This is a genomic window from Streptomyces sp. NPDC002788 (genome assembly GCF_053592115.1).
This window is the reverse complement of sequence record NZ_JBSFVB010000003.1, coordinates 280,790-304,618: the sequence shown is the minus strand read 5'-3', so window position 1 is coordinate 304,618 and position 23,829 is coordinate 280,790. Positions and strand designations below refer to the sequence as shown.

General features: G+C 68.3%; 21 protein-coding genes, 2 tRNA genes and 1 pseudogene. 13 read left to right on the top strand and 11 right to left on the bottom strand.

Annotated features, from left to right (window positions below; translation table 11 throughout):
* Positions 1-476: 476 nt before the first annotated feature.
* Both ACWD1U_RS08050 and ACWD1U_RS08045 read left to right on the top strand, forming a co-directional pair.
* The gene (locus ACWD1U_RS08050; protein ID WP_451105470.1) at positions 477-1,904 is read left to right on the top strand and encodes an AAA family ATPase; all 1,428 of its coding nucleotides are present in this window, start codon (positions 477-479) and stop codon (positions 1,902-1,904) included.
* Between the two features lie 170 nt (positions 1,905-2,074).
* Entirely contained in the window at positions 2,075-2,725 is a 651-nt protein-coding gene (locus ACWD1U_RS08045; protein ID WP_451105468.1) for a hypothetical protein, read from the top strand.
* 206 nt (positions 2,726-2,931) lie between these two features.
* Here ACWD1U_RS08045 and ACWD1U_RS08040 read toward each other — a convergent pair whose 3' ends face one another.
* Entirely contained in the window at positions 2,932-3,147 is a 216-nt protein-coding gene (locus ACWD1U_RS08040; RefSeq protein WP_451105466.1) for a helix-turn-helix domain-containing protein, read from the bottom strand.
* A gap of 272 nt (positions 3,148-3,419) precedes the next feature.
* On the opposite strand from ACWD1U_RS08040, the gene ACWD1U_RS08035 reads away from it, so the two are divergent.
* Both ACWD1U_RS08035 and ACWD1U_RS08030 read left to right on the top strand, forming a co-directional pair.
* Positions 3,420-4,268, top strand: coding sequence for a hypothetical protein (locus ACWD1U_RS08035; protein ID WP_451105464.1), 849 nt, complete (start codon positions 3,420-3,422; stop codon positions 4,266-4,268).
* Positions 4,269-4,271: 3 nt separating this feature from the next.
* On the top strand, positions 4,272-6,053 hold the full coding sequence (locus ACWD1U_RS08030) for a hypothetical protein (protein WP_451105462.1): 1,782 nt from the start codon (positions 4,272-4,274) through the stop codon (positions 6,051-6,053).
* Positions 6,054-6,259: 206 nt separating this feature from the next.
* Here ACWD1U_RS08030 and ACWD1U_RS08025 read toward each other — a convergent pair.
* A tRNA-Leu gene (locus ACWD1U_RS08025) sits at positions 6,260-6,346 on the bottom strand.
* Between the two features lie 470 nt (positions 6,347-6,816).
* Here ACWD1U_RS08025 and ACWD1U_RS08020 point away from each other — a divergent pair.
* From ACWD1U_RS08020 to pknB, 6 genes are all read left to right on the top strand, one after another.
* Entirely contained in the window at positions 6,817-7,677 is an 861-nt protein-coding gene (locus ACWD1U_RS08020) for an FhaA domain-containing protein (protein ID WP_451105460.1), read from the top strand.
* A 10-nt stretch (positions 7,678-7,687) separates the two neighbouring features.
* Positions 7,688-8,197 (top strand): FHA domain-containing protein FhaB/FipA, encoded by a 510-nt coding sequence (locus tag ACWD1U_RS08015; protein WP_190052878.1) that lies wholly within the window; start codon positions 7,688-7,690, stop codon positions 8,195-8,197.
* A 141-nt stretch (positions 8,198-8,338) separates the two neighbouring features.
* On the top strand, positions 8,339-9,895 hold the full coding sequence (locus tag ACWD1U_RS08010; protein WP_451105457.1) for a Stp1/IreP family PP2C-type Ser/Thr phosphatase: 1,557 nt from the start codon (positions 8,339-8,341) through the stop codon (positions 9,893-9,895).
* A 27-nt stretch (positions 9,896-9,922) separates the two neighbouring features.
* Positions 9,923-11,359, top strand: coding sequence for an FtsW/RodA/SpoVE family cell cycle protein (locus ACWD1U_RS08005; protein WP_451105455.1), 1,437 nt, complete (start codon positions 9,923-9,925; stop codon positions 11,357-11,359).
* Positions 11,356-12,834 carry a peptidoglycan D,D-transpeptidase FtsI family protein gene (locus ACWD1U_RS08000; protein ID WP_451105453.1) on the top strand — a complete coding sequence of 493 codons (1,479 nt, stop codon included), beginning with the start codon at positions 11,356-11,358 and terminating at the stop codon, positions 12,832-12,834. The genes ACWD1U_RS08005 and ACWD1U_RS08000 overlap by 4 nt, the downstream gene beginning before the upstream one ends.
* Before the next feature lie 168 nt (positions 12,835-13,002).
* The gene (pknB, locus tag ACWD1U_RS07995; RefSeq protein WP_451105451.1) at positions 13,003-15,033 is read left to right on the top strand and encodes a Stk1 family PASTA domain-containing Ser/Thr kinase; all 2,031 of its coding nucleotides are present in this window, start codon (positions 13,003-13,005) and stop codon (positions 15,031-15,033) included.
* Positions 15,034-15,435: 402 nt separating this feature from the next.
* Here pknB and ACWD1U_RS07990 read toward each other — a convergent pair whose 3' ends face one another.
* The 6 genes and pseudogenes from ACWD1U_RS07990 to ACWD1U_RS07965 form a co-directional block, all read right to left on the bottom strand.
* Complete coding sequence (locus tag ACWD1U_RS07990) at positions 15,436-16,185, bottom strand: class E sortase (protein WP_451105449.1); 750 nt, start codon at positions 16,183-16,185, stop codon at positions 15,436-15,438.
* Between the two features lie 13 nt (positions 16,186-16,198).
* A complete protein-coding gene (locus tag ACWD1U_RS07985; RefSeq protein ID WP_451105447.1) occupies positions 16,199-17,389 on the bottom strand; it encodes a class E sortase in 1,191 nt (396 codons plus the stop codon).
* A complete protein-coding gene (locus ACWD1U_RS07980) occupies positions 17,386-18,024 on the bottom strand; it encodes an aminodeoxychorismate/anthranilate synthase component II (protein WP_451105445.1) in 639 nt (212 codons plus the stop codon). Before ACWD1U_RS07980 ends, ACWD1U_RS07985 begins: the two co-directional genes overlap by 4 nt.
* Positions 18,021-18,218: a hypothetical protein gene (locus ACWD1U_RS07975; RefSeq protein ID WP_451105805.1), complete on the bottom strand. Its 198-nt coding sequence runs from the start codon at positions 18,216-18,218 to the stop codon at positions 18,021-18,023. Before ACWD1U_RS07975 ends, ACWD1U_RS07980 begins: the two co-directional genes overlap by 4 nt.
* A 17-nt stretch (positions 18,219-18,235) precedes the next feature.
* Positions 18,236-18,631, bottom strand: a pseudogene (locus ACWD1U_RS07970) (sortase domain-containing protein); the annotation flags it as partial.
* A 127-nt stretch (positions 18,632-18,758) separates the two neighbouring features.
* A complete protein-coding gene (locus tag ACWD1U_RS07965; RefSeq protein ID WP_451105443.1) occupies positions 18,759-19,538 on the bottom strand; it encodes a DUF881 domain-containing protein in 780 nt (259 codons plus the stop codon).
* Positions 19,539-19,677: 139 nt separating this feature from the next.
* On the opposite strand from ACWD1U_RS07965, the gene crgA reads away from it, so the two are divergent.
* The gene (crgA, locus tag ACWD1U_RS07960; RefSeq protein ID WP_030846986.1) at positions 19,678-19,932 is read left to right on the top strand and encodes a cell division protein CrgA; all 255 of its coding nucleotides are present in this window, start codon (positions 19,678-19,680) and stop codon (positions 19,930-19,932) included.
* A gap of 255 nt (positions 19,933-20,187) precedes the next feature.
* Here the strand turns inward: crgA and ACWD1U_RS07955 are convergent, their stop codons facing one another.
* Both ACWD1U_RS07955 and ACWD1U_RS07950 read right to left on the bottom strand, forming a co-directional pair.
* Positions 20,188-21,078: a rhomboid family intramembrane serine protease gene (locus ACWD1U_RS07955; protein WP_451105441.1), complete on the bottom strand. Its 891-nt coding sequence runs from the start codon at positions 21,076-21,078 to the stop codon at positions 20,188-20,190.
* Between the two features lie 93 nt (positions 21,079-21,171).
* Positions 21,172-21,699 (bottom strand): peptidylprolyl isomerase, encoded by a 528-nt coding sequence (locus ACWD1U_RS07950; RefSeq protein WP_451105439.1) that lies wholly within the window; start codon positions 21,697-21,699, stop codon positions 21,172-21,174.
* A 340-nt stretch (positions 21,700-22,039) separates the two neighbouring features.
* On the opposite strand from ACWD1U_RS07950, the gene ACWD1U_RS07945 reads away from it, so the two are divergent.
* On the top strand, positions 22,040-22,741 hold the full coding sequence (locus ACWD1U_RS07945) for a DUF5324 family protein (protein WP_451105437.1): 702 nt from the start codon (positions 22,040-22,042) through the stop codon (positions 22,739-22,741).
* A 155-nt stretch (positions 22,742-22,896) separates the two neighbouring features.
* On the opposite strand, the gene ACWD1U_RS07940 is transcribed toward ACWD1U_RS07945, so the two are convergent.
* A tRNA-Ala gene (locus ACWD1U_RS07940) sits at positions 22,897-22,969 on the bottom strand.
* Between the two features lie 181 nt (positions 22,970-23,150).
* On the opposite strand from ACWD1U_RS07940, the gene ACWD1U_RS07935 reads away from it, so the two are divergent.
* Positions 23,151-23,699 carry a helix-turn-helix domain-containing protein gene (locus ACWD1U_RS07935; protein ID WP_451105435.1) on the top strand — a complete coding sequence of 183 codons (549 nt, stop codon included), beginning with the start codon at positions 23,151-23,153 and terminating at the stop codon, positions 23,697-23,699.
* The last annotated feature ends 130 nt before the right edge of the window (positions 23,700-23,829 follow it).

Here is a 23,829-nt window from a genome sequence, read left to right as displayed (position 1 = left end):
GGCTGTGCTCACAGTTCACCGGCCGGTTGTCACAGGCGGAGCTCGCCCCGCTGCCGGAGGTGGGCGAGCGCGTGCACCTGGATGTCGTGTCCGTCCCGGGAGCGAGCGACGGGACGCGTGGCGGGGCCCGGCTGAGGGTGTTGTTCGCGCTGGACGAGGCCAGCGGTGTCCTGCTGACCGCCGTGGCCTTCGAGGGCTCTGAGCCAGTGTACGGACCTGCGCTTCTGGCCCGGATGTGCGTACCGGCCGATCAGCGGGACAGCTGGTTCACCCTTTCGCCTTCAGGACAACCTCGTCCTGCATCACCGCGGTCGGTGACGGGTGGCGCTCCGGTGATCCGTCCCCGCACGCTCGTCGTCGATTCGGCGGCTGCTCCAGGCATGGCTGCCCTGCGGGACGCCTGCGTACGCAGGGGGATTCACGTGCAGTACGCACGCCGACTCGCCCCAGGAATCCGCAGTCGCGTTGAGCGCGTCATGGCGGACGCTGCAGGGCGGTTCGCCGCGCACCTCTTCTCTGCCGCCGGCCGTCCTGCCCGTGCAGCAGGATGGTCGGTCGAGCGGGTACAGGAGATGCTCGATGCATGGGTCGAGCAGGGCTGGCCGCATGGGGCTCTTCCGACCGGTGCCGGATACCCGCAGACACCACTGGAGCGGTACGAGGAACTGACGGACCGTGCCGGTTGGATCCCAACACCCCTGCCACCAAAGGAATTTCGCGACCTGCTCGACATCTCCTGGAGAGTGGTCGGCCCCAGCGGACTGCGTCTGGCCAGGCGCGTCTACAACTCCCCGGCGCTGCACCCGATGACTCGGGTGCGGGAACCGGGATCCGAGCGCCGACGGATCGAGGTGCGCTGGGATCCGTACGACCTCCGGCAGGTGTGGCTGCGCTCCGGGACTGAGGAATGGCTCGTCGTCCCCACGGCGGCGGCCCGCCAACCACTCCCCACCGCCGAACCAACCACAAGGGGGGCCGAAAAGCCGAGCGAAGCCGTCCCTCCGTCGAGGGAACACCGTGACCGCGCGCAGGAGTTACCCGAGGCGGCACGCCTTGCCTACCACGCGCAACTACGGCTCCACATCCCCTGTGTAGCCTCCGCCGTGGACCGGATCGGTGACGTCCGGCTCCTCAACCAGCACGCGGCCAGCCCCCGCTACGGTGTGCTGCTGCACGGTCAGCCCGGCACGGGCAAGACCAGCGCGCTGCTGGAGGCCCAGCGACGTTGCAGCGCGCAGAGCCGTCACCGCCTCAACGCGGAGACGAACGACGATAAGGCGGTCCCGGCGGTCTACACCCGGCTGCCTCCTGCCACGTCACCGCGTCTGCTGCTGGTTGAGCTGGCCCGGTCCTTCGGCCTTGTCGTGCGCGGCTCACCCACCACGGCCGAATGGGCGCACCGGGTGGCTACGGCGATGAAGGACGCGCGCACGGAACTCATCCTGGTCGACGAGGCCCAGCACCTGAGCGGCCCGGGCTGGTCGGACTCGGCGGTGGTCGAGACAGTGGACTATCTGTGCGACCGGATCCCAGCGACCTTCGTCTTCGCCGGAATCGGCACCCCGGAATCCTTCACCTCCGCAACGGCGGGGGCGCGGCACCGCCGACTTGTTCCGGTGCGACTGTCTGACGTTCCGCTGGGCGAGAGCTGGCGACGGTTGCTCACCGAAGCCGAGAGCGCATTGCGGCTGCGCGCGCATCAGCCCGGCACGCTGCCCGAGCTGTCTGGCCTGCTCCACGAACGGACCGGCGGCAATGCGGGCCGACTGACGTTTCTGCTGAGAAGCGCAGCTGTCCGGGCCATTCAGGATGGCTCGGAGTGCCTGACCCCCGCCCTGCTGGCTGGGCTCCCGCTCCCAGGCTCGGAAGCGGGAGCCCAGCAGGAGTCTGCCGGGCAAGTCTGAGACTCTGGAGCCAACTTCAGCTGGCTATCACCGTCGTATTTGCTCAATACGGGCCAATTACAGCGCTGAACAGCCTCCAAGCGCCTTGAAAATATGACTTTTCTCGAAGTTGGCTCCCCAGCAAGCCAAAGAGCAGACAGCCAAGCCCATTCCGCCATAACGTGGTCCGTATGACGTACCAGGAGGCGCTTCCAGGCCCCTCACTCAAGTTCGAGGACGAAGCGGAACACGTGGTCCGTCAGTGCGACGTTCTCCTCGGGGAGTCTGACGAGCGCATCGACAAACTGAACACGGCGCTGCGTCGTGAGACAGAGAGGCGTAATGCGATTCTCGCTTTGCGCGAGGAGGCGCAGAGCCTGCAGGGAGTGGTACCTCGCCTGTGGTCGATGCGGGAGCAGGCCAGGCAGCATGGCATCACACCGGGACAAGTGGAGCCTCCGGTCACCCTGCGCGTGGTCCCGAGCCCGCCGGAATCGGACACGGATCCGCCTCCCGCTCCACCCGCCCCCACCCAGCCACCGGTCACCTTCGAGGACGGGACACTCACGGCGAAGGACGCAGAACCTTTCCAGCCCGCCGAGGTCCTGATCCGGAGCAAGAAGCAGCAGGAAGTGCTGTCTGTCATCGCCTCCCGCCCCGATCTTCCGTGGGGCACCGAGGATCTCGCCAGGCTCCTGGGCACCCCCAAGGAACCCCGGGCTCGCAAGAGTCTCCGGAATTGTCTGCGACTCCTGCTGGAGTGCGGCGCACTGGAGCGCGTCAGGCGCGAGGGTGACCGGCACACCTACTACCGCTCACGCCAGAACTGGAAGTTCGTTTGAACTGATCCACACTCCACCATCACACGCACGACACCACCGACACAAAAAGACCGCCGCCGCATAAAGGATCCAGAGGCAACTGGGTCCGCGGCGACGGTCTAGCCCACTAAGGCCGATTCCGACACTACCCGGCACTGCCGGCCGGTGTCCGGCATTCGGCCATCTTCACCTGCCCCTATTCAGCGGAGCCGAATGCCCATGCGAATTCACCGCGGTGGATTGCCCGGTTCACGACCGGGCCACAGGTCCACGTCCAGCGATTTCTCCAGGTCGGCGATCGTCAACAGATCGCACCACACCACACCGTCAAGCACCTGCGTGACCGTCATCCGGGACACGCCACTGCGCCGGGACACCTCGGCAACCGACCAGCCGTTGTCGCCCATCAGCTTGCGCAGCCGGGCCGCGATCTCCTGCGCCACGCGGGCTCCGTGGTGGTCATCTAGCACGGCGTGCGGCCAGGCGCCTTCGACAAGGTACGTGAAGGGCTTGAGGCGTCGCTTGTCTCCCTGGGGCACGTCGAAGAGTGTCGCCCATCCGGCCCTCCAGGCATGACAGCATCCGCCACCTCCACTGCATGCTATTGGAAAAGCACCCCTCCCGGGGTCCTTTCCTGGTGGAGAGTCACGATGGATGCGATCGAGCAGTACCGGCCCCAGCTCCCGGCCCCCGTCTGGGAACGCATCGGCGCCGAATGCCGACGTGCCGTGGCCAAGGCCAAGCCCGAACAACGCCGAAACAGGCCCGCGACTGGCTCGGCGCCCTGGCCCATGCCGCGGCCCACGCCGACGCCTGCGGACAGCCCACCAAGGCGGAACGCCTGCTCACCGAAGAAGCCATCGAGTGGTACCTGGCCACGGGCTACGCGCACGTGAACGACACGGCCCGCTCCAACCGCCGTGGACGTCTCAACAAACTCCGCCGGGCCCTGCTCGGCCCCGACTTGATCACCGGGGCCCCGGTCGCCTACTCCGGCTCGAACCCCTCACGCCCCTACACCAAGGCGGAACAGGCCCAGTTGTACGCGACAGCCCGCGCCCAGCCCACCGAAGCGCTGCGCCACGGCCTGTTGGCCCTGCTCGCCCTCGGCTTCGGCTGCGGCCTGGACTCACCCGAGATCATCCCGCTGCGCACCCACGACGTACGTGAAGCGCCAAACGGAGCCGTAGGCGTAGCCGTCCGCGGCTCTCGCGCCCGTGTGGTGCTGTGCCGGACCGCCTGGGTGCCCGTCCTCACCGAGGCCACCGCCTGGGCATCCCAGCCTGGTGAGGCCCGCTATCTCTTCCGCCCCGCGAGCCACGCGCGGTGCACGAACACGGTCACGAACTTCCTCGCCCGCACCAAGAAGCAGCCCGGCGGCTCAGCCCTGGTCGTGGGGCGGACGCGTGCCACCTGGCTCGTCGACGCCATCGAGGCCCGCATGCACCTGCCCACCCTGATGGCCGCCGCAGGCCTGACCACCCTGCGTTCCATCGACCGGGTCCTGCCCTACGTCCGCAACCTCACGCCCGAACAGGCTGCCGTCGCGCTGAAGGAGTTCTGACAGGTGAACCGCAGTCTCGCCCGCCACGCCCACATCGCCCGTCTGCGCTCCCAGCGCGTCCCCGTCGCCGACCGTGAGGTCCTGGAAATCATCGAGCAAGTGGCCGGCTCCGGTCTGGTCGAGGAGATCGAACCGCTCGTTGCCCGCCGGACGGGCAGCCCCTGCACCCTCCCGGTCAGGGCCCTCCTCGTCGGCATGTGCCTGACCGCTGCCCGCGACGGCGGCGTCATCCTCTTCACCCGTGTCACCAACCTGCTGTACTTCGCGCTCTCCGACGAGATGCGCCAGCAGCTCGGCCTGCGCCGCTACGCCGACCACGACCGCGGCTTCGAGTCAGCCTACGCGGTCGTCCGCCGTCGTATCCACAGCGTCCTCGACGCCATCGACCCCTCACCGCTGCCCAAGAACCACCGCCTGGCCCGCCGCCACACCGAGAAACTCCTCGCCCAGGCCGACCCGGCCGAACTCACCCGCAGGCGCACGCTCCTGCTCCGCGTGACCAACATGATCCTCGCCATGTCCCTGCGCGAGGCCCGGCCTCTCCTGGACGGCCACTGGGACGGCTCAGTCTGCGTCGACGCCACCGTCATCGGCACCTACGCCAAGGGCCTCGCCTCCGACAGCCCGGTCACCTCCACCGACCCCGACGCCGCCTGGTACGTCCGCACCAGCAAGCACAAGGACCCCCTCGCCCTCGACGACCTCGCCCCCGCCCAGCGGGACAAGAACGGCGCCAAGCTCCGAAAGAAGGCGGACCGCCTCAAGAAGCGCCTGTACGGCTACGACGCCTCCCTCGTCATCGCCCGCGACCCCGGCCACGACGGCACCCCGATGCCCGACGGCTCAGCGAACCCCGACGTCGTCCCCGCCCTGGTCATCGCTTTCTCCGTCGAAAAGCCCAGCCACCGCCCCGGGCAGGTGGCCGTCGAGGCCCTCCAGCAGATCGACGACAGCCTCCCGCGCGGCTACCTGGCCGGGGACCGCGCCTACAACGACCAGAAACCGGAGATCTTCCAGCTGCCCATCCGCGCCATGGGCTACGAACCCGTCTACGACTACGCCAAGGACCAGCTCGGCGTGCAGGCTGGCTTCGCGGGCGCCCAGCTCGTCGAGGGCAACTGGTACTGCCCCTCCATGCCCGACGAGCTCAAGAACGCCACCAAGGACCTCATCGACGAGAAGATCGACAAGCAGACCTGGATCAACCGCATCCGCGCCCGCGCTGCCTACCTCTTCATGCCCAAGCAGCGCCCCGACGCCGAGGGCCACCGCCGCGTGATGTGCCCCGCCCAAGCAGGCCGCACCCAGTGCTCCCTCAAAAAGCACACCCTCGGCCGCGGCATCCACCTGCCCCTCGTCGACCCCGCCCCCAGCCCCGCGGGCTCACCCCCGTGCTGCAGTCAGAAGACCATCACGGTACCGCCGGAATCCGGCGCCAACCTCTGGCAGCCCCTCCAGTACGGCTCCGAAGCCTGGCAGCGCGTCTACTTCCGCCTCCGCAACAGCGTCGAAGGCAACAACGGCTACGCCAAGGACCGCCTCTACGAACGCCTCGAAGACGCCGGCACCCGCCGCATCCGCGGCATCGCCGCCCAGACCCTCCTGCTGGCCTTCCAGCTCGCTCATGCCAACCGCCGCAAACTCACCGTCTGGGCGAACTCCATCGCCCTCCACGGCAACCGACCCCACCGACGTCCCACCCGCCGCCGCAAGACCAAGCCACTGGGCACCTGGACCCCCAAGGGCTACATCACCGAGCCGGAAAAGACCGAGCCCGATGAGTGAGACTGGCCACACTTCACCAGCCCACTGAAGATCAACAACCACAAAGACCGACTGCCCGGCGGCTCACCAGCCGCCGGGCAGTCATGCGTGTAAGCACCATCACACAGACCCTGGCTTGCCCAGGCATGCCGAAACGGGCTGATCGTTTTCACGATCAGCCCGTTTCGTCGGTGCTGCCAGGGCACTTTCGTCGGTGCCCCATGACATGGTGCGCGAGGGGGGAGTTGAACCCCCACGCCCTTGCGGGCACTGGAACCTGAATCCAGCGCGTCTGCCTATTCCGCCACCCGCGCATTGGGTGTGTCCTGGGCGTCTTCCCCTGGGGGCTGGCGCCTTCCGACACGCAGAACATTAGCACGCTGGAAGGGGTGGGTTCACATCCCTTATCGCCGCAGGCAGGCCCGCCGCGGAACCTTCGATGTCCCGGCCACGTATCACCGCGTAACGGTTCACGTATCAACCTCGTACCGGTACCCGCTGTCTCCCCAGGAGGGGGCGGGGTCCACAGTCAGGTGCGGGACACTGGTCTTCGACCGCCTCTACGATCCTTGACGGGAGCACCTGAAGCGGTTGCGCGCGGCGGTACTCGCGGAGGAGTTCGAAGAGGAGCTCCACAGGGAACTTCGTCATGCGTCGACACCCGTCGGCCGTGCTGACAGGGGAACCAGCCGATCGACCGGCGCGTGGATACGATCAGTAAGCAGTACCAGGCAAGCGGCCCTCAGGGCAGTACACAGGACGGCAGCGACGGAGGAGGTGCCCCATGGGAGTCCTGAAGAAGTTCGAGCAGCGTCTCGAAGGTCTGGTCAACGGCACCTTCGCCAAGGTGTTCAAGTCCGAGGTCCAGCCCGTGGAGATCGCGGGAGCGCTCCAGCGCGAGTGCGACAACAACGCCACGATCTGGAACCGCGACCGGACGGTCGTGCCCAACGACTTCATCGTGGAGCTGAGCACGCCGGACTTCGAGCGGCTCAGCCCCTACTCCGGACAGCTCGGCGACGAGCTCGCCGGCATGGTGCGCGACTACGCCAAGCAGCAGCGCTACACCTTCATGGGCCCGATCAAGGTTCACCTGGAGAAGGCGGAGGACCTCGACACCGGCCTCTACCGGGTGCGCAGCCGTACGCTCGCCTCCTCCAGCAGCCAGCAGGGCGGACCGGGAGGCGGCGGCGCAGCGCCCGCCGCCCCACAAGGCGGAAGCCCCGGAGGCTACGGGTACCCGCCGGCCGCCGCGCCCGCCGGTGCCCCGCCCATGCCGACCGCGCCGCCGCCCGGCGGCCGCCCCGGCGGTTACGGCTATCCACAGCCCGCGAGCGGCCAGCGGCCCCCGGCCGCCGGCGGACGCACCCGCCACTGGATCGAGATCAACGGCTCCCGCCATCAGATCTCCCGCGCGACGCTGGTGCTGGGCCGCAGCACCGACGCCGATGTGCGGATCGACGACCCCGGCGTCTCCCGCCGGCACTGCGAGATCCGGACCGGAACGCCCTCGACGATCCAGGATCTCGGATCCACCAACGGCATCGTGGTGGACGGGCAGCACACCACCCGCGCTACGCTCCGCGACGGCTCGCGGATCGTCGTGGGCAGCACCACCATCATTTACCGGCAAGCCGAAGGGTGAAGCGGGGGCAATGTCAGAGCTGACCCTCACGGTCATGCGGCTGGGTTTCCTGGCCGTTCTGTGGCTGTTCGTGATCGTGGCCGTGCAGGTCATCCGGAGCGACCTGTTCGGTACGCGGGTCACCCAGCGCGGAGCGCGCCGCGAGGCCGGCCGGCAACAGCAGGCCGCCCGCCAGGCGCCGCCGCAGCAGCGCCAGCAGCCCGCCGGCGGCCGCCGCGGCCGTAACGCCCCCACCAAGCTGGTCGTGACCGAGGGCACCCTCACCGGTACGACGGTCGCGCTCCAGGGCCAGACCATCACCCTGGGCCGGGCGCACGACTCGACGATCGTGCTGGACGACGACTACGCCTCCAGCCGCCATGCCAGGATCTACCCGGACCGCGACGGCCAGTGGATCGTCGAGGATCTCGGCTCCACCAACGGCACGTACCTGGACCGGACCCGGCTGACGACTCCCACACCGATTGCGCTGGGCGCGCCGATCCGCATCGGCAAGACCGTCATCGAGCTGCGGAAGTAGTGCTACACCAATGAATGAGCGCGAGCGGAGCGAGCACGCAGCGGCGGGCCCCACCCCGGGCCCCGGCGCGCTCCCGACCGGAGGGTGGGCAGTGTGGCTCGACACGACCGGCTGTACCCGGAGCCGACAGGCGAGGTGCGCATGAGTCTGTCACTGCGCTTCGCGGCCGGATCGCACAAGGGGATGATCCGGGAGGGCAACGAGGACTCCGGATACGCCGGCCCGCGCCTGCTCGCCATCGCCGACGGCATGGGCGGCGCCGCCGCCGGTGAGGTCGCCTCCTCCGAGGCCATCTCCACCATCGTCGCCCTCGACGACGACGTCCCCGGCTCCGACATCCTCACCTCGCTCGGCACGGCGGTGCAGCGCGCCAACGACCAGCTGCGCTCGATGGTCGAGGACGACCCCCAGCTGGAGGGCATGGGCACCACCCTGACCGCCCTTCTGTGGACGGGCCAGCGCCTCGGCCTGGTCCACGTCGGCGACTCCCGCGCCTACCTGCTCCGCGACGGTGTCCTGACGCAGATCACCCAGGACCACACCTGGGTGCAGCGCCTGGTCGACGAGGGCCGGATCACCGAGGAGGAGGCGACGACGCACCCGCAGCGCTCGCTGCTGATGCGCGCGCTCGGCTCCGGCGACCACGTCGAGCCCGACCTCTCCATCCGGGAGGTCCGCGCCGGCGACCGCTACCTGATCTGCTCCGACGGCCTGTCCGGCGTGGTGTCCCACCAGACCCTGGAGGACACCCTCGCCAGCTACCAGGGCCCCCATGAGACCGTCCAGAACCTGATCGAGCTCGCGCTGCGCGGCGGCGGCCCGGACAACATCACGGTCATCGTCGCCGACGTCCTCGACCTCGACACCGGCGACACCCTCGCCGGGCAGCTGTCCGACACCCCGGTCGTGGTCGGTGCCGTCGCCGAGAACCAGCACCAGCTGCACGACAACGGCATCATGCAGACCCCCGCGGGCCGAGCCTCCGGGCTCGGCAGGCGGGGGCACGGCCAGGGCGGTGGGGGCGGCGAGTTCGGCCCGCCCGGCTCCGGCGACACCACCGGCTACATCCCCGCCTCCGGCTTCGACTACGACGACGCCGACTTCACCAAGCCGCGCAAGAAGGGCCGGTGGCTGAAGAGATCCCTCTACGGCGCCCTCGCCCTCGCCGTCATCGGCGGCGGCCTGTACGGAGGCTGGCGCTGGACGCAGACGCAGTACTACGTCGGCGCCGAGGGCGAGCACGTCGCGCTGTACCGGGGCATCAGCCAGGACCTGGCCTGGGTGTCGCTCTCGAAGGTCGAGAAGGACCACCCCGAGATCGAACTCAAGTACCTGCCGCCCTACCAGCAGAAGCTGGTCGAGGCGACCATCGCCGAGGGCGGGCTGAAGAACGCCCAGGCGAAGATCCAGGAACTGTCGGTGCAGGCCTCCGCGTGCAAGAAGGAGGCGCAGCGGCGCGAAGCCGAGAGCCAGAACAACGCCAGAACCGGCGAAGGCGAGGCCGGGGGCACCACGGGAACCACTCCCGCCTCCTTCACGTCCAAGGCCACACCGACACCGAACCCGTCGACTCCGTCGGGCTCGCCGTCGGCGCCGGAGAAGTCCACGCCCCCGACCACGACCGCACCCACTCCCAGCCCCGGCCCCAGCCTCTCGGAGGAAGAGCAGAAGGTCGTCTCGCTGTGCGGTAAGCAGTAGGCAAGCCGTGAGAGGCCCTGTCACACGATGAGCACTACAAACTCGCCGACGCACCACACGTCCACGATCGGCGCGATCGGCGCCCCGAGCCGCCGCAACACCGAGCTGGCACTGCTGGTGTTCGCCGTCGTCATCCCGGTGTTCGCCTACGCCAACGTCGGCCTGGCCCTCAACGACTCGGTACCGCCGGGTCTGCTGAGCTATGGTCTCGGACTCGGCCTGCTCGCGGGCGTCGGCCATCTCGTCGTACGGAAGTTCGCGCCGTACGCGGACCCGCTGATGCTGCCGGTGGCGACGCTGCTGAATGGGCTGGGGCTCGTAGCCATCTGGCGGCTCGACCAGTCCGAGCTGCTGCAGCAGATCAAGCAGGCAGGCACGGCCGCGCCCCGGCAGCTGCTCTACACGGCCCTGGGCATCGCCTTGTTCGTCGCCGTGTTGATCTTCCTAAAGGATCACCGCGTCCTGCAGCGCTACACCTACATCTCCATGGTCGGCGCGCTGATCCTGCTGCTCCTGCCGCTGGTTCCGGGTCTCGGCCGGAACGTCTTCGGCGCGAGGATCTGGATCCAGGTCGGCAGCTTCTCCATCCAGCCCGGTGAGTTCGCGAAGATCGTGCTCGCGATCTTCTTCGCGGGCTATCTGATGGTCAAGCGGGACGCGCTCGCGCTCGCCAGCCGCCGCTTCATGGGCCTGTACCTGCCGCGTGGCCGCGACCTCGGCCCGATCGTCGTCGTCTGGGCGATCTCGATCCTCATCTTGGTCTTCGAGACCGACCTCGGTACGTCGCTGCTGTTCTTCGGCATGTTCGTGATCATGTTGTACGTCGCCACCGAGCGGACCAGCTGGATCGTCTTCGGTCTGCTGATGTCCGCGGTCGGCGCGGTTGGCGTGGCCAGCTTCGAGCCGCACATCCAGCAGCGCGTCAACGCCTGGCTCGACCCGATGCGCGAGTACATGCTCTCCCGCGCGGGCCAGGCAGGCCACTCCGAGCAGGCCATGCAGGCGCTGTGGGCCTTCGGCTCCGGCGGCACCCTCGGCACCGGGTGGGGCCAGGGCCACTCCGACCTGATCCGGTTCGCAGCCAACTCCGACTTCATCCTCGCGACCTTCGGCGAGGAGTTGGGCCTGGCCGGCATCATGGCGATCCTGCTGTTGTACGCGTTGATCGTGGAGCGCGGTGTGCGCACCGCCCTCGCCGCTCGCGACCCGTTCGGCAAGCTGCTCGCCATCGGCCTGTCCGGCGCCTTCGCGCTCCAGGTGTTCGTCGTGGCCGGCGGCGTGATGGGGCTCATCCCGCTGACCGGTATGACGATGCCGTTCCTGGCGTACGGCGGTTCCTCCGTCATCGCCAACTGGGCGCTTATCGGCATCCTGCTCAGGATCAGCGACACCGCCCGCCGCCCGGCCCCCGCTCCCGCCGCCAACCCCGACGTCGAGATGACCCAGGTGGTCCGCCCGTCATGAACAAGCCCCTGCGCCGGATCGCGATCTTCTGCGGTCTGCTCGTCCTGGCACTGCTCATCCGCGACAACTGGCTCCAGTACGTCCAGGCCGACGAGCTCAGGACCGACAAGAACAACCGCCGCGTCATCATCCAGCGCTACGCCTCCCCGCGTGGCGACATCATCGTCGGCGGACAGCCGATCACCGGCTCGACCGAGACATCCGGCAGCGACTTCAAGTTCAAGCGCACCTACAAGAACGGTCCGATGTGGGCGCCGGTCACCGGATACGCCTCGCAGGCCTTCGGCGCCACCCAGCTGGAGTCCATCGAGGACGGCATCCTCACCGGCAACGACGACCGGCTCTTCTTCCGCAACACCCTCGACATGCTCACCGGCAAGAAGCAGGAAGGCGGGAACGTCGTCACGACGCTGAACGCCGCCGCGCAGAAGGCCGCCTACAACGGCCTGAAGAAGCAGGGCGGCAAGGGCGCCGTCGTCGCCCTCGAGCCGTCCACCGGCAAGATCCTGGCCCTGGCCTCCTTCCCGTCGTACGACCCGTCGTCCTTCGCCGGGAACTCCACGACGACGGACACCGAGGCCTGGCAGAAGCTGCAGAAGAAGAACAACCCGAACGACCCGATGCTCAACCGGGCGCTGCGTGAGACCTATCCGCCCGGCTCCACCTTCAAGGTGGTCACGGCGGCCGCCGCCCTGGAGAACGGCCTGTACACGGACGCCGACGAGAAGACGGACTCGCCGGACCCGTGGGTCATGGAGGGCACCAACACCAAGCTGCCCAACGAGGGCAACATCCCCTGCAAGAACGCCACTCTGCGGGTGGCGCTGCAGTACTCCTGCAACACCGTCTTCGGCAAGATCGGCTCTGACCTCGGCAACGAGAAGATGCTGGCGGAAGCCAAGGAGTTCGGCTTCACCGAGGAGCAGTTCACCCCGGTCCGCGCCAATGCCTCGGTCTTCTCGGACGACATGAACCCCTCGCAGACCGCGCTGTCGTCCATCGGCCAGTTCAACACCGCCGCGACCCCGCTGCAGATGGCCATGGTCGCCTCGGCGGTCGCCAACGACGGCAAGCTGATGAAGCCGTACATGGTCGACGAGCTCCAGGCCCGCAGCGTGGACACCATCGAGAAGACCGACCCGGAGGAGCTCAGCCAGCCGCTGTCCTCGGAGAACGCCCAGAAGCTCCAGTCGATGATGGAGACGGTCGTCGAGAAGGGCACGGGCTCCAACGCCAAGATCCCGGGCGTCACGGTGGGCGGCAAGACCGGTACCGCACAGCACGGCGTCGACAACAGTGAGAACCCCTATGCGTGGTTCATCTCGTACGCCAAGGGTGACGACGGCAGCTCGCCGGTCGCCGTGGCGGTCGTGGTCGAGGACGACAACGCCGTCCGTGACGACATCTCCGGCGGCGGCCTCGCGGCGCCGATCGCGAGGAACGTGATGGAGGCGGTCATCAACAGCAAGCAGTGACCCCGCTCACGTCTGCTTCACAACGGTGCACGTTGCGATACCGGTCCTGTATCGGCTGACGGGCTTGGCCAGGTCACACAAAGCGAGCCGGGTACGGTAGGCCCGGATGGCAGCCTCCGACCGTACAAGTTTCCGGTCGGGACCGACGGAGAGGGCTGGTAGGTAGCTATGGAAGAGCCGCGTCGCCTCGGCGGCCGGTACGAACTGGGCCAGGTGCTCGGGCGTGGTGGCATGGCGGAGGTCTACCTCGCGCATGACACCCGCCTCGGCCGCACCGTGGCGGTGAAGACGCTGCGCGCGGATCTCGCGCGTGACCCTTCCTTCCAGGCCCGGTTCCGCCGGGAGGCCCAGTCGGCCGCCTCGCTCAACCATCCCGCGATCGTCGCGGTCTACGACACGGGCGAGGACTACATCGACGGGGTCTCGATCCCGTACATCGTGATGGAGTACGTCGACGGCTCCACACTCCGTGAGCTCCTCCACTCCGGCCGCAAGCTGCTGCCGGAGCGGTCCATGGAGATGACCATCGGCATCCTCCAGGCCCTTGAGTACTCCCACCGCGCCGGTATCGTCCACCGCGACATCAAGCCGGCGAACGTCATGCTGACGCGCAACGGCCAGGTCAAGGTCATGGACTTCGGCATCGCCCGCGCGATGGGCGACTCCGGCATGACGATGACGCAGACCTCCGCGGTCATCGGCACCGCCCAGTACCTCTCGCCGGAGCAGGCGAAGGGCGAGCAGGTGGACGCCCGGTCGGACCTGTACTCCACCGGCTGTCTGCTCTACGAGCTGCTGACGGTGAGGCCCCCGTTCGTCGGCGACTCCCCGGTCGCCGTCGCGTACCAGCACGTGCGGGAAGAGGCCCAGGCCCCGTCGGTCTTCGACCCCGAGATCACGCCCGAGATGGACGCGATCGTCCTCAAGGCCCTCGTCAAGGACCCCGACTACCGGTACCAGTCGGCCGACGAGATGCGTGCCGACATCGAGGCCTGCCTCGACGGCCAGCCGGTCGCGGCCACGGCGGCGATGGGCTCGGTGGGCTACGGCGGCTACCCCGACGACCGTCCGACGACGGCCCTGCGCGCGGACGCCGGCGCGGGCGCCACGTCGATGCTGCCCCCCATGAACCCGGACGACGGCGGCTACGGCTACGACGACCGCCCCGACCGGCGCCGCGGGCAGCAGCGCAAGTCCAGCACCTCGACGATCCTGCTGGCCGTGGCCGGCATCCTCGTCCTGGTCGGGGCCGTTTTGATCGGGTGGTGGGCGTTCAGCGGCAACGGGGTCGGCAACGACGCGGTTCCCGCACCGAACTTCGTCGGCGAAACGCTGACCGACGCCAAGCAACTGGCGAAAAACCGCGATCTCACGGTGACGACCACCACCAAGCCCTGCGAGAACCAGAGCAAGGGCAAGGTCTGCGAACAGGACCCGACGGCCGGAACGAACGTCAAGAAGGGCGACACCATCTCCCTCGTGGTGTCGGCCGGGGCGCCGAAGGTCGCGGTGCCGAGCGTCGTCGGCGACAGCCTGGACGAGGCCAAGGCGACGCTGGAGGGCGACAAGTACGAGTTCGTGGTCGACACGAAGTCGAAGGAGTCCCCGGAGGACCCCGGCACCGTCCTCGAGCAGAACCCGCGCCTGGGCGAGGAGGTGGAGAAGGGGTCCACGATCACCCTCACGATCGCCAAGGCGGCGGAGAAGTCCACCGTCCCGGACGTCCTCGGCCGGACTTGTGACGCCGCCAAGCAGCAGATGGAGGCCAGCAACCTGGTCGGCAACTGCACCGAGGTGGAGACCGACGACGACAACCAGGTCGGCAAGGTCATCGCGACCACGCCGCAGGCCGGCACGTCGGTCGACCCGAATTCGTCGGTCAACATCCAGATCGGCAAGAAGAAGGAGCAGCAGAAGGTCAAGGTGCCGCAGGTGGTCGGCCAGACGCTCGGTCAGGCCAAACAGATCCTCGCGCAGGCCGGCTTCAGGACCATCCAGTTCGCGCCCGGCAGCGACCAGAGCGACAACGCCCGCGTGATCGGCCAGAACCCCCAGGGCGACCAGGAGATCGACGACCCGGCGGGCACGACGATCACCCTCCAGACCGTCGGCGTCGGCAACAACAACGGCGGCGGCAACGGGGGTAACGGCAACGGCGGCATCTTCGGCGGCCTCACCGGCCGCGACGAAGACGGCTGACTGATCGCTCCCCGTACGGCAAGCGCCCCAGCACTCCCAGAGCGCTGGGGCGCTGTGCTGTCCGCGGGCCAGGGCTGACGGTCACCGCGTTCGGGCTTCAGAGGGCTTGCTTTTGATCATGCGCCATGATCGCGTCTCGACGCGCCATGGCCGATGGGGATTGGGGACCCTGGCGGCAAGGGCGTCCTCAATCACGACGGGGACTGCCTCAGGGCCTGCGACGACCGGAGGGACGGCTGCGCCGTCGAGATCCACCTCTTCAGGGCATGGACCATCGCCGAACCGATGACGCACGCAGCCCGCCCCGTCGCACAAGTACCAGTGCTTCGGGAGCCGGATACCCCGAGAACATCGAGGTCGGCGTGCGGTCTCGCTCATCAAGAGCGGCGAGACCGCCCGTCGTCATTGCAGTTCCTTCGGCGGTGTCCGGTCAGCGTCGACCTTCTCGACCCGCTCCAGTTCACCCCACACGATGTACCGGTACGTGCTCGTGTACAGCGGCGTGCAGGTCGTCAGCGTGATGTAGTGGCCCGGCTTCTTCTTGCCGGACTCCTTCGGGACCTGTGAGAGGACCTCTACGTTGTACTTCGAGGTCTCGGGAAGGATGTCGTAGACCTTGTAGACGTACCACTTGTCCTTCGTCTCGAAGACGATCGGGTCGCCCTTCTCGATCTTGTCGATGTGGTGGAACTTCGCGCCGTGGCCGTCGCGGTGGGCGGCGAGGGAGAAGTTGCCGTTCTTGCCGGACATCGGCAGGGTCGCCTTGACGGGGTCGGTGTAGTAGCCCGCGACACCGTCGTTGAGGATCTCGTTCGACGTCCCCTTCTCGACCAGGACCTCGCTCTTGCTCATCGCGGGCACGTGCAGGAAGCCGATGCCGTTCTTCGTGTCGAGCACGCCCGGGCCGCCCCGCCCGTGGGCCCAGTCGTCACGGACCTTGTCGGCCTGCTTGCCGGCGGCGCGGTCGGCGACGACGTTCGTCCACCACAGCGAGTAGACGACGAACAGGCCGAGCACCAGGCCCGCGGTGATGAGGAGTTCGCCGAAGAAACTGACCGCCATCGCGATCGGCCCGGGACGGCGTCGTGCCGCAGGTGGCCGGGACGCCGCGCCGGTGTGCTCTTCGTGGTCCGTGTCGGTGGTCGCTGCCACTGGTCATCTGCCCTTAACTGACGAGCGCATCCGGCTTGCCCTTGCTGCGCGGCCGTTCCTCGACCATCTTGCCCCAGACGATCATCCGGTACTTGCTGGTGAACTCCGGCGTGCACGTGGTCAGCGTGATGTAACGGCCGGGCTTGGTGAATCCCGACCCCGCGGGAATCGGGTTCAGGACACTCGTGTTGCTGGGCGAGGTCACCGGCAGGATCGAGGCCATCTTGTAGACGTAGTACTCGTCCTGTGTCTCCACGACGATCGGATCGCCGGGAGACAGCTTGTTGATGTACCGGAACGGCTCTCCGTGGGTGTTGCGGTGGCCCGCGAGCCCGAAGTTCCCGGTCTTGTCGCCGGGCATCGCGGTCTTCAGCGCGCCCTCCGCGTAGTGGCCCACCATGCCCCGGTCGAGAACCCCGTTGCTGCTGGTGCCCTCGGCGATCGGCACCACCACGTCCAGCTTCGGAATGTGCAGCAGCGCGAAGCCCTGCCCCGGCTCGAAGGCCCCCGGGTTGCGCTTGCCGCTCGCCCAGTCGTCTTGGAGGCTGCTGGCCTCCTGGCCGGCCTGCGCGTGCGCCCGGACGTTCGTCCACCACAGCTGGTAGGTGACGAACAGCAGCATCAGCACGCCGGTGGTGATGAACACCTCACCTATCGCACGGCTGGCCACGACCGCCGCGCCCGGCTTGCGCGCCCGCGCCTGCCGCCGCGCCTCGATCCGCGACAGCGGCGCCCGGGACTCCTCCCGGGCCGAGGCCGTCGCCGGAGCGCCGCCACGGCGTCCGTGACGGCGTTTGGCGGCCTTCCTGCGGGCCGCCCGGCCACCGGCGGCCGCTCCGCCCTGCCGCGCGGCGTCGGAGGCCGCAGAGCCTGTTGTGGGGGCACTGTCGGGCGGCGGCTCCGGGATCCGCAGCGCCACCGTCTCCTCGTCGATCCGGGGCGGGGACTGGTATGGCTCATCCGGAGCGGCTTCGTACGATGCCGCGTACGGCTCCGGCTCGGGCGTGAAGGGCTCCGCCTCGGGCGTGAAGGGCTCCGCCTCGGGCGGGAAGAACTGGGGCTCCGGCGTGTACGGCCGTGGCTCCGGCTGCGGAGCGGCGCCGTACCCCCCTCTTCCCGACCAGTCCTCGAACGCACCCGGCGCCCCGTACGACTGCTGCCCGTACGAGGTGTCGGGCTCGCGCTCGGGGCGCAGCGCGGTCACGCCGTGGCCCTGCCCACCACCGGGGCGAGCCCGGCCGACCTCGCCACCGCGCCCTCGTCGCCGCACTCCACCAGCCAGTTGGCCAGCATCCGGTGCCCGTGCTCGGTCAGCACCGACTCGGGGTGGAACTGCACGCCCTCGACCGGCAGTTCACGGTGCCTGAGACCCATGACGATGCCGTCGTGCGTCCGGGCCGTGACCTCCAGCTCGGCCGGGACCGTGGCCGGCTCGGCGGCCAGCGAGTGGTAGCGCGTCGCCGTGAAGGGCGACGGCAGCCCCGCGAAGACGCCCCCGCCGCTGTGCTCGACCAACGAGGTCTTGCCGTGCAGCAGCTCCGGCGCCCGGTCCACCACACCGCCGTACGCCACCTGCATCGACTGCATGCCGAGGCAGACGCCGAAGACCGGGACGCCCGTGTCGGCGCAGTGCCGGACCATGTCGACGCAGACGCCGGCCTGCTCCGGTGTACCGGGGCCCGGGGAGAGCAGGACACCGTCGAAGCCGTCCTGGGCGTGTGCCGTCGACACCTCGTCGTTGCGCAGGACCTCGCACTCGGCGCCCAGCTGGTACAGGTACTGGACCAGGTTGAAGACAAAGCTGTCGTAGTTGTCGACGACGAGAATGCGCGCGCTCACTGGTTGTCCACCGTCACATCGTTGAAGGGCAGCAACGGTTCCGCCCACGGGAAGACGTACTGGAAGAGGAGGTAGACCACGGCCACGACCAGGACGAGTGAGATCAACGCCTTCACCCACGCGTTCCCCGGCAGATGCCGCCAGATCCAGCCGTACATGCCGTCCCTTCCGTCGTACCACGGCACCAGACCCACGCCGTACAGCCACCAGACTAGCGGCGCAGCGCCTCTGGTTTCCCGGCCTCCACGGGCTGGGTGGAGTCCGGGTTCGCCCGGACGATGAGCCGATGACCGTGTCGCCACTCCGGTTCGCACGTGGTCAGCGTCAGATATCGGCCTGACGCGTGTACCCGGATGTACGTGGGACAGGGTCGATCACCTCGATGTCGGAGGGCACTGTTTTGTACGTGCCTTTGTCGATCCGATACGTGAACCAAGTCGTGCCGTCGGTCAGCACTACCGCGTCACCCCGCCCGAGCTGGGGAAAAGTCCTCGAACGGGCCACCGAGGTCCTTCTGCACGCTGTCGGTGGCGGTGCCCTCGGGCACCGGCTTGTTCCACGTGAAACCGAGCCGCGGGATGTACATGATCGCGAAAGGCCGGCCCTCGGCGCAGGGCGAAGGGAGGACCTTTCGGAGGACAATCAGGCTGCCGGGGGTGATCAGGCTGCCGGGGGTGATGCATAGTTCGCCGACCGTCCATCACCCGCACCGGCAGCTCCCCCGGGCCTGGCTCCTACTCCAGGGGCTTCGCGTAGTGCAGATCCACGGTGCCCGAGTAGCCGGGCAGCGTCACCGGGCCGTTCTCCTCGACTTTCCAGCCGAGCCCGTAGACATTGACGTAGACCATGTAGTTCTGGATCGCCGGCGACTGAGCGAGCGCCTTCTGCAGCTTGCCCGGGTCGCCGACCGCCGTGATCTTGTACGGCGGTGAGTAGACGCGGCCCTGGAGGATCAGGGTGTTGCCCACGCAGCGCACCGCGCTGGTGGAGATCAGCCGCTGGTCCATGACCTTGATTCCCTTGGCCCCGCCCTGCCACAGCGCGTTCACCACGGCTTGGAGGTCCTGCTGGTGGATGACCAGGTAGTCGGGCTGGGGCTCGGGGTAGCCGGGGAGCTTGGCGGTGGCGTCCGGCGGGGCGTCGTTGAGCGTGACCGTGAGCGCATCGCCCTTGAGTTTCTGCGTGCCCGCCCGCTTCTCCAAGGCCGCGAGCTTGTCGTCCTCCGCTTTGGTGCTGCCGTCGTCCCGCTCGGCGAGCGCCTCTATGTCGTTGCGCAGAACTCCGTTGGCCTCGTCCAGCTCACCGTTCTCCCGGCTGCGCTCCTGGATGAGGTCGGACAGCTTCAGCAGCGAGGTGTCCGTACGGATATTGGTGCCCTTGGCGGTGTCGAAGCTGGTGAAGAAGATGAGCCCGGCGAGAGCGAAGACGGCCGCCGTGAGGATCCGCACGGGCCGGAAACGGCGTGCGCGCTCAGGGGTGGATCCCGTCCGGGGGGAGTCGGCAGAATTGCTCAACGTACCCTTATCTCCTTCGGCGCGGCGGAAGCACTACGCTAACGGACGCCCGGGGGAGCCGACGGAGTCCCCTTACGCTGCCCCCAGACCGACCCAGTTACCTGCGCGGCCACGCAGCGCATCGACAGGAGAGACCCTCGTGCCGAAGTCACGTATCCGCAAGAAGGCCGACTACACGCCGCCGCCTGCGAAGCAGACGACCGCCATCAAACTGAGCAACCGTGCCTGGGTCGCGCCCGTCATGCTGGCCATGTTCCTCATCGGTCTGGCCTGGATCGTCGTTTTCTATGTCACCGACGGCTCGCTGCCCATCGACTCGCTGGGCAACTGGAACATCGTGGTGGGCTTCGGCTTCATCGCCGCCGGATTCGGTGTCTCGACGCAGTGGAAGTAGCGGTCACCGGAAGGTGAACGCAGCTCTGCCCAGGGGTGTTCGCTGAGTTATCCACAGCCGTTTTCCACAGGTGGAAAAGAAACGACGATCTGTGGATAACCAGTTGAGTGTTGACGCCGGTATGACGGAAGTACTGCAAGTCGAAAGCTTGTTCGCCCCCTGCCTGACCTGCGGAAACGCCAGTCAGCGACAGGGGGCACATGCGTTCCCGCACTGTATGCACAAGATTCGCCACCCGCTGTGGACAACGCCTGCTCAAGTGAGCTGTGCGGTCCTCAGAACGGTCAGCAAGACGACGACGCCGAGGACCAGGGCACAGGTGCCGTACTGCACCACTGCGCGGTGCTCGCGCGGGGCGTGGACCAGGCCGTACCCGACGACGACACCGGCGACGAGGCCGCCGATGTGGGCCTGCCAGGAGATGTTGAACCCCGGGCTGAAGGTGAAGATCAGGTTGATCACCAGCAGCGCGATGATGGGCCGCATGTCGTAGTTGAGGCGGCGCATCAGCACGGCCGTGGCGCCGAACAGGCCGAAGATCGCGCCGGAGGCACCCAGGGTCGCCGTGTTGGGCGGGGCCAGCAGGTAGGCCAGGGCACTGCCCGCCAGTCCGGAGACGAAGTAGAGCGCGAGGTAGCGGACACGTCCGAGGGCCGCTTCGAGCGGGCCGCCGAGCCACCAGAGGCTGAGCATGTTGAACGCGATGTGCCAGATCTCCTGGTGGGTGAACATCGACGTCACCATGCGGTACCACTCACCTCCCGCCACGCCCTGCATGGGCGTGGCGGGTGCGGGCATCCAGGCGCCGACCAGGGCGAGGTCGTTCACGAGCGACTCATGGGCCTGGATCGCGATGAACACGGCCAGGTTGATCCCGATGAGGATCTTGGTCAGCAGGCGGGGGTCGGCGGCGATGGTGCCGCCGGCGATCGTCCGGGGCAGGGCGGCCGAGGGTGAGTGGCCGGTGCCGGAGCCGGTGCGGACGCACTCGGGGCACTGGAAACCGACGGAGGCGTTGACCATGCACTCGGGACAGATCGGGCGCTCGCAGCGGGTGCAGCTGATGCCGGTCTCACGGTCCGGGTGGCGGTAGCACATGGGGACGCTGTGGGCGTCCTGCGGGCTGCCCGCAGCCTGGTCGTCCATGGGATCCCCTCGGTCGTGGTGAAAAAGCCCGCCCTGCCCATCCTTACGGACGAGCAGGGCGTTTGGTTCCCCGTGGGGGCCTCGGTACTCGCCTCAGCGGGTCTCGATCACGACCGACTCGATGACCACGTCGTTGAGCGGACGGTCGGTGCGCGGGTTCGTCTGGGCCGTGGCGATCGTGTCCACGACCTTCTGGCTGGCCGCGTCGGTGACCTCACCGAAGATGGTGTGCTTGCGGTTCAGCCACGCCGTCGGGGAGACGGTGATGAAGAACTGCGAGCCGTTGGTGCCCGGGCCGGCGTTGGCCATCGCCAGCAGGTAGGGCTTGTCGAAGCGCAGGTCCGGGTGGAACTCGTCCTCGAACTGGTAGCCGGGACCCCCGGTGCCGTTGCCCAGCGGGTCACCGCCCTGGATCATGAAGCCACTGATCACCCGGTGGAAGACCGTGCCGTCGTAGAGCCTGTCCGTGGACTTCTGGCCCGTCGCCGGGTGCGTCCACTCCCGCTCGCCCTGGGCGAGCTCGACGAAGTTCTTGACCGTCTTGGGGGCGTGGTTCGGCAGAAGCCGGACTTCGATGTCGCCGTGGTTGGTCTTCAGGGTGGCGTAGAGCTGCTCAGCCACGATCTGCCTTCCGTTGTCTTTCCGTGACTCCCTGATCCTCGCATGGACGGGCACCGGCGTCGCCCGACCTCGGTGCACCGGGGGGAAACCGGGCCGGGCGGTCGCAGAAATAACCAGTCGAGCAGCCCCGGACGGGGGCGGACGGCGATGATCCGTGGCATTGTCGACGACAAGCTCCCGTTGCCCCTTATTCACCCGCTATTGCATGTGATCGTCGTCTTTGACGCCGACGCCCGTGACCCGGATGCCCGTCCGCGCATGCCTGGTGGTGCACCGGCAGGCATGATCCGTAAAAGGGTGGAAAGTCGAAATACCGTACGCCACCGAGGAGGAGGAACCCGTGACCCGCATCGACAGCGTGCGCGCCGCGACTGGTTCGGCGAAGGACAGCGTGCTGCACGCCGCGGAAGTGGTGGCGCCCTACGCCGACACGGCCAAGGACAGGGCCGCGCACTACGCACACGAGGCACGCGTACGGCTAGCGCCCAAGGTGACGCAGGCCGCCGGGCAGGCACGCGTCCAGTACGGCACCCATGTGCAGCCGTATCTGGAGCAGGCCCGCACGCATGTGCCGCCGAAGGTCGACCAGGCCGCCCATGAGGCTGCCGTCCGCACACGTCAGGCCGCCCGTCAGGCGGCGGAGTACTCCCGGCCGAGGATCGAGCAGGCGATGGCCGCGGCCGGGCCCGTCACGACCGAGGCCGCCGCGCGGAGTGCGGCTGTGATGGCCGCGCTGCGCGGTCAGGTCTCGCCGAAGGAGATCCAGAAGCTGGTCCGCAAGCAGGAACGGCGGGCCAGGGCCGGCCGGGCCATGAAGACGCTGGTGATTCTGAGTGCCGTCGCAGGCGGCGCCTTCGCCGCGTGGAAGTGGTGGGACAAGCAGGCCAACCCGGACTGGCTGGTGGAGCCGCCCGCCGCGACGGAGGTCCCCGAGTCGGGCCGTCTGTCCTCCGTGGACGGCACGGGCCAGTCGGTGCTGGACCCTGAGGTCGAGGCCAAGCAGGCCGAGAACGAGGCCGCCCAGCGCGACGACCGTTCCTGACGGCCGCCGATCCAAAAGCGTGGCGGGGCAGAAGACTTGAGGTCTTCTGCCCCGCCACGCTGTTTCACGTGAAACACCAGCCGGACGCACCGGCCCGAGAGGGCACGAAAAAGCCCTCCCACTGCGTTTCCGCAGCTCGGAGGGCATTTCCGGAGTGGAGCCTAGGGGAGTCGAACCCCTGACATCTGCCATGCAAAGACAGCGCTCTACCAACTGAGCTAAGGCCCCGGAAGAGGACGTCCGACCGGAGAAACCACGTCCGGGCGGGCGTCGGGGACCAGAGTACCGGGTTACCCCCGTGGTTCCGCAAAAAGATTGGGGGTCCCCGTCGCCGACCACTCTCCGTAAGATGCTCGGCGTGGTTCGCTACCGCGAACCGCCGTACTTGGGGAAGCGATGGGGAGACGCAATGGACGCCGCACAGCAGGAAGCCACCGCAAGAGCGCGGGAACTGCAGCGGAACTGGTACGGGGAGCCGCTGGGGGCGCTCTTCCGTAGGCTCATCGACGATCTTGGTCTCAACCAGGCTCGTCTCGCGGGAGTGCTGGGACTGTCCGCGCCGATGCTGTCCCAGCTGATGAGCGGTCAGCGGGCGAAGATCGGCAATCCGGCCGTGGTGCAGCGGGTGCAGCTGCTGCAGGACCTGGCGGGGCAGGTCGCGGACGGCAGCGTGAGCGCGGCCGAGGCCACCGACCGCATGGATGAGATCAAGAAGTCGCAGGGGGGCTCGGTGCTCAGCAACACCACGCAGACGACGACCAGTTCGGGGGCGCCCACGGTCAAGCGCGTGGTCCGCGAGATCCAGTCGCTGCTGCGCTCGGTCGCGGCGGCGGGCGACATCATCGATGCCGCCGACACCCTCGCCCCGACCCACCCGGAGCTGGCAGAGTTCCTCCGGGTCTACGGCGCCGGCCGCACCTCGGACGCCGTCGCGCACTACCAGTCCCACCAGAGCTGATCCCGCCGCCCGGCCGCCGAAGGGGGTTCGGCATCGGGGCTGTGGGTGGTGTGACGGGGGATGCGTCACGGTACCGGCGGGCACGAGGGGGCGTGTTCCGTACGAGGGACCGGTCGACGCGAGGGGGACG

What these genes read in the sequence shown, in the direction of transcription:
- ACWD1U_RS08050 (WP_451105470.1), top strand. Translation starts at nt 477, where the DNA reads ATGGCGGACGCTGCAGGGCGGTTCGCCGCGCACCTCTTCTCTGCCGCC.
- ACWD1U_RS08045 (WP_451105468.1), top strand. Translation starts at nt 2,075, where the DNA reads ATGACGTACCAGGAGGCGCTTCCAGGCCCCTCACTCAAGTTCGAGGAC.
- ACWD1U_RS08035 (WP_451105464.1), top strand. Translation starts at nt 3,420, where the DNA reads ATGCCGACGTGCCGTGGCCAAGGCCAAGCCCGAACAACGCCGAAACAG.
- ACWD1U_RS08020 (WP_451105460.1), top strand. Translation starts at nt 6,817, where the DNA reads ATGGGAGTCCTGAAGAAGTTCGAGCAGCGTCTCGAAGGTCTGGTCAAC.
- ACWD1U_RS08015 (WP_190052878.1), top strand. Translation starts at nt 7,688, where the DNA reads ATGTCAGAGCTGACCCTCACGGTCATGCGGCTGGGTTTCCTGGCCGTT.
- ACWD1U_RS08010 (WP_451105457.1), top strand. Translation starts at nt 8,339, where the DNA reads ATGAGTCTGTCACTGCGCTTCGCGGCCGGATCGCACAAGGGGATGATC.
- ACWD1U_RS08005 (WP_451105455.1), top strand. Translation starts at nt 9,923, where the DNA reads ATGAGCACTACAAACTCGCCGACGCACCACACGTCCACGATCGGCGCG.
- ACWD1U_RS08000 (WP_451105453.1), top strand. Translation starts at nt 11,356, where the DNA reads ATGAACAAGCCCCTGCGCCGGATCGCGATCTTCTGCGGTCTGCTCGTC.
- pknB (WP_451105451.1), top strand. Translation starts at nt 13,003, where the DNA reads ATGGAAGAGCCGCGTCGCCTCGGCGGCCGGTACGAACTGGGCCAGGTG.
- ACWD1U_RS07955 (WP_451105441.1), bottom strand. Translation starts at nt 21,078, where the DNA reads ATGGACGACCAGGCTGCGGGCAGCCCGCAGGACGCCCACAGCGTCCCC.
- ACWD1U_RS07935 (WP_451105435.1), top strand. Translation starts at nt 23,151, where the DNA reads ATGGACGCCGCACAGCAGGAAGCCACCGCAAGAGCGCGGGAACTGCAG.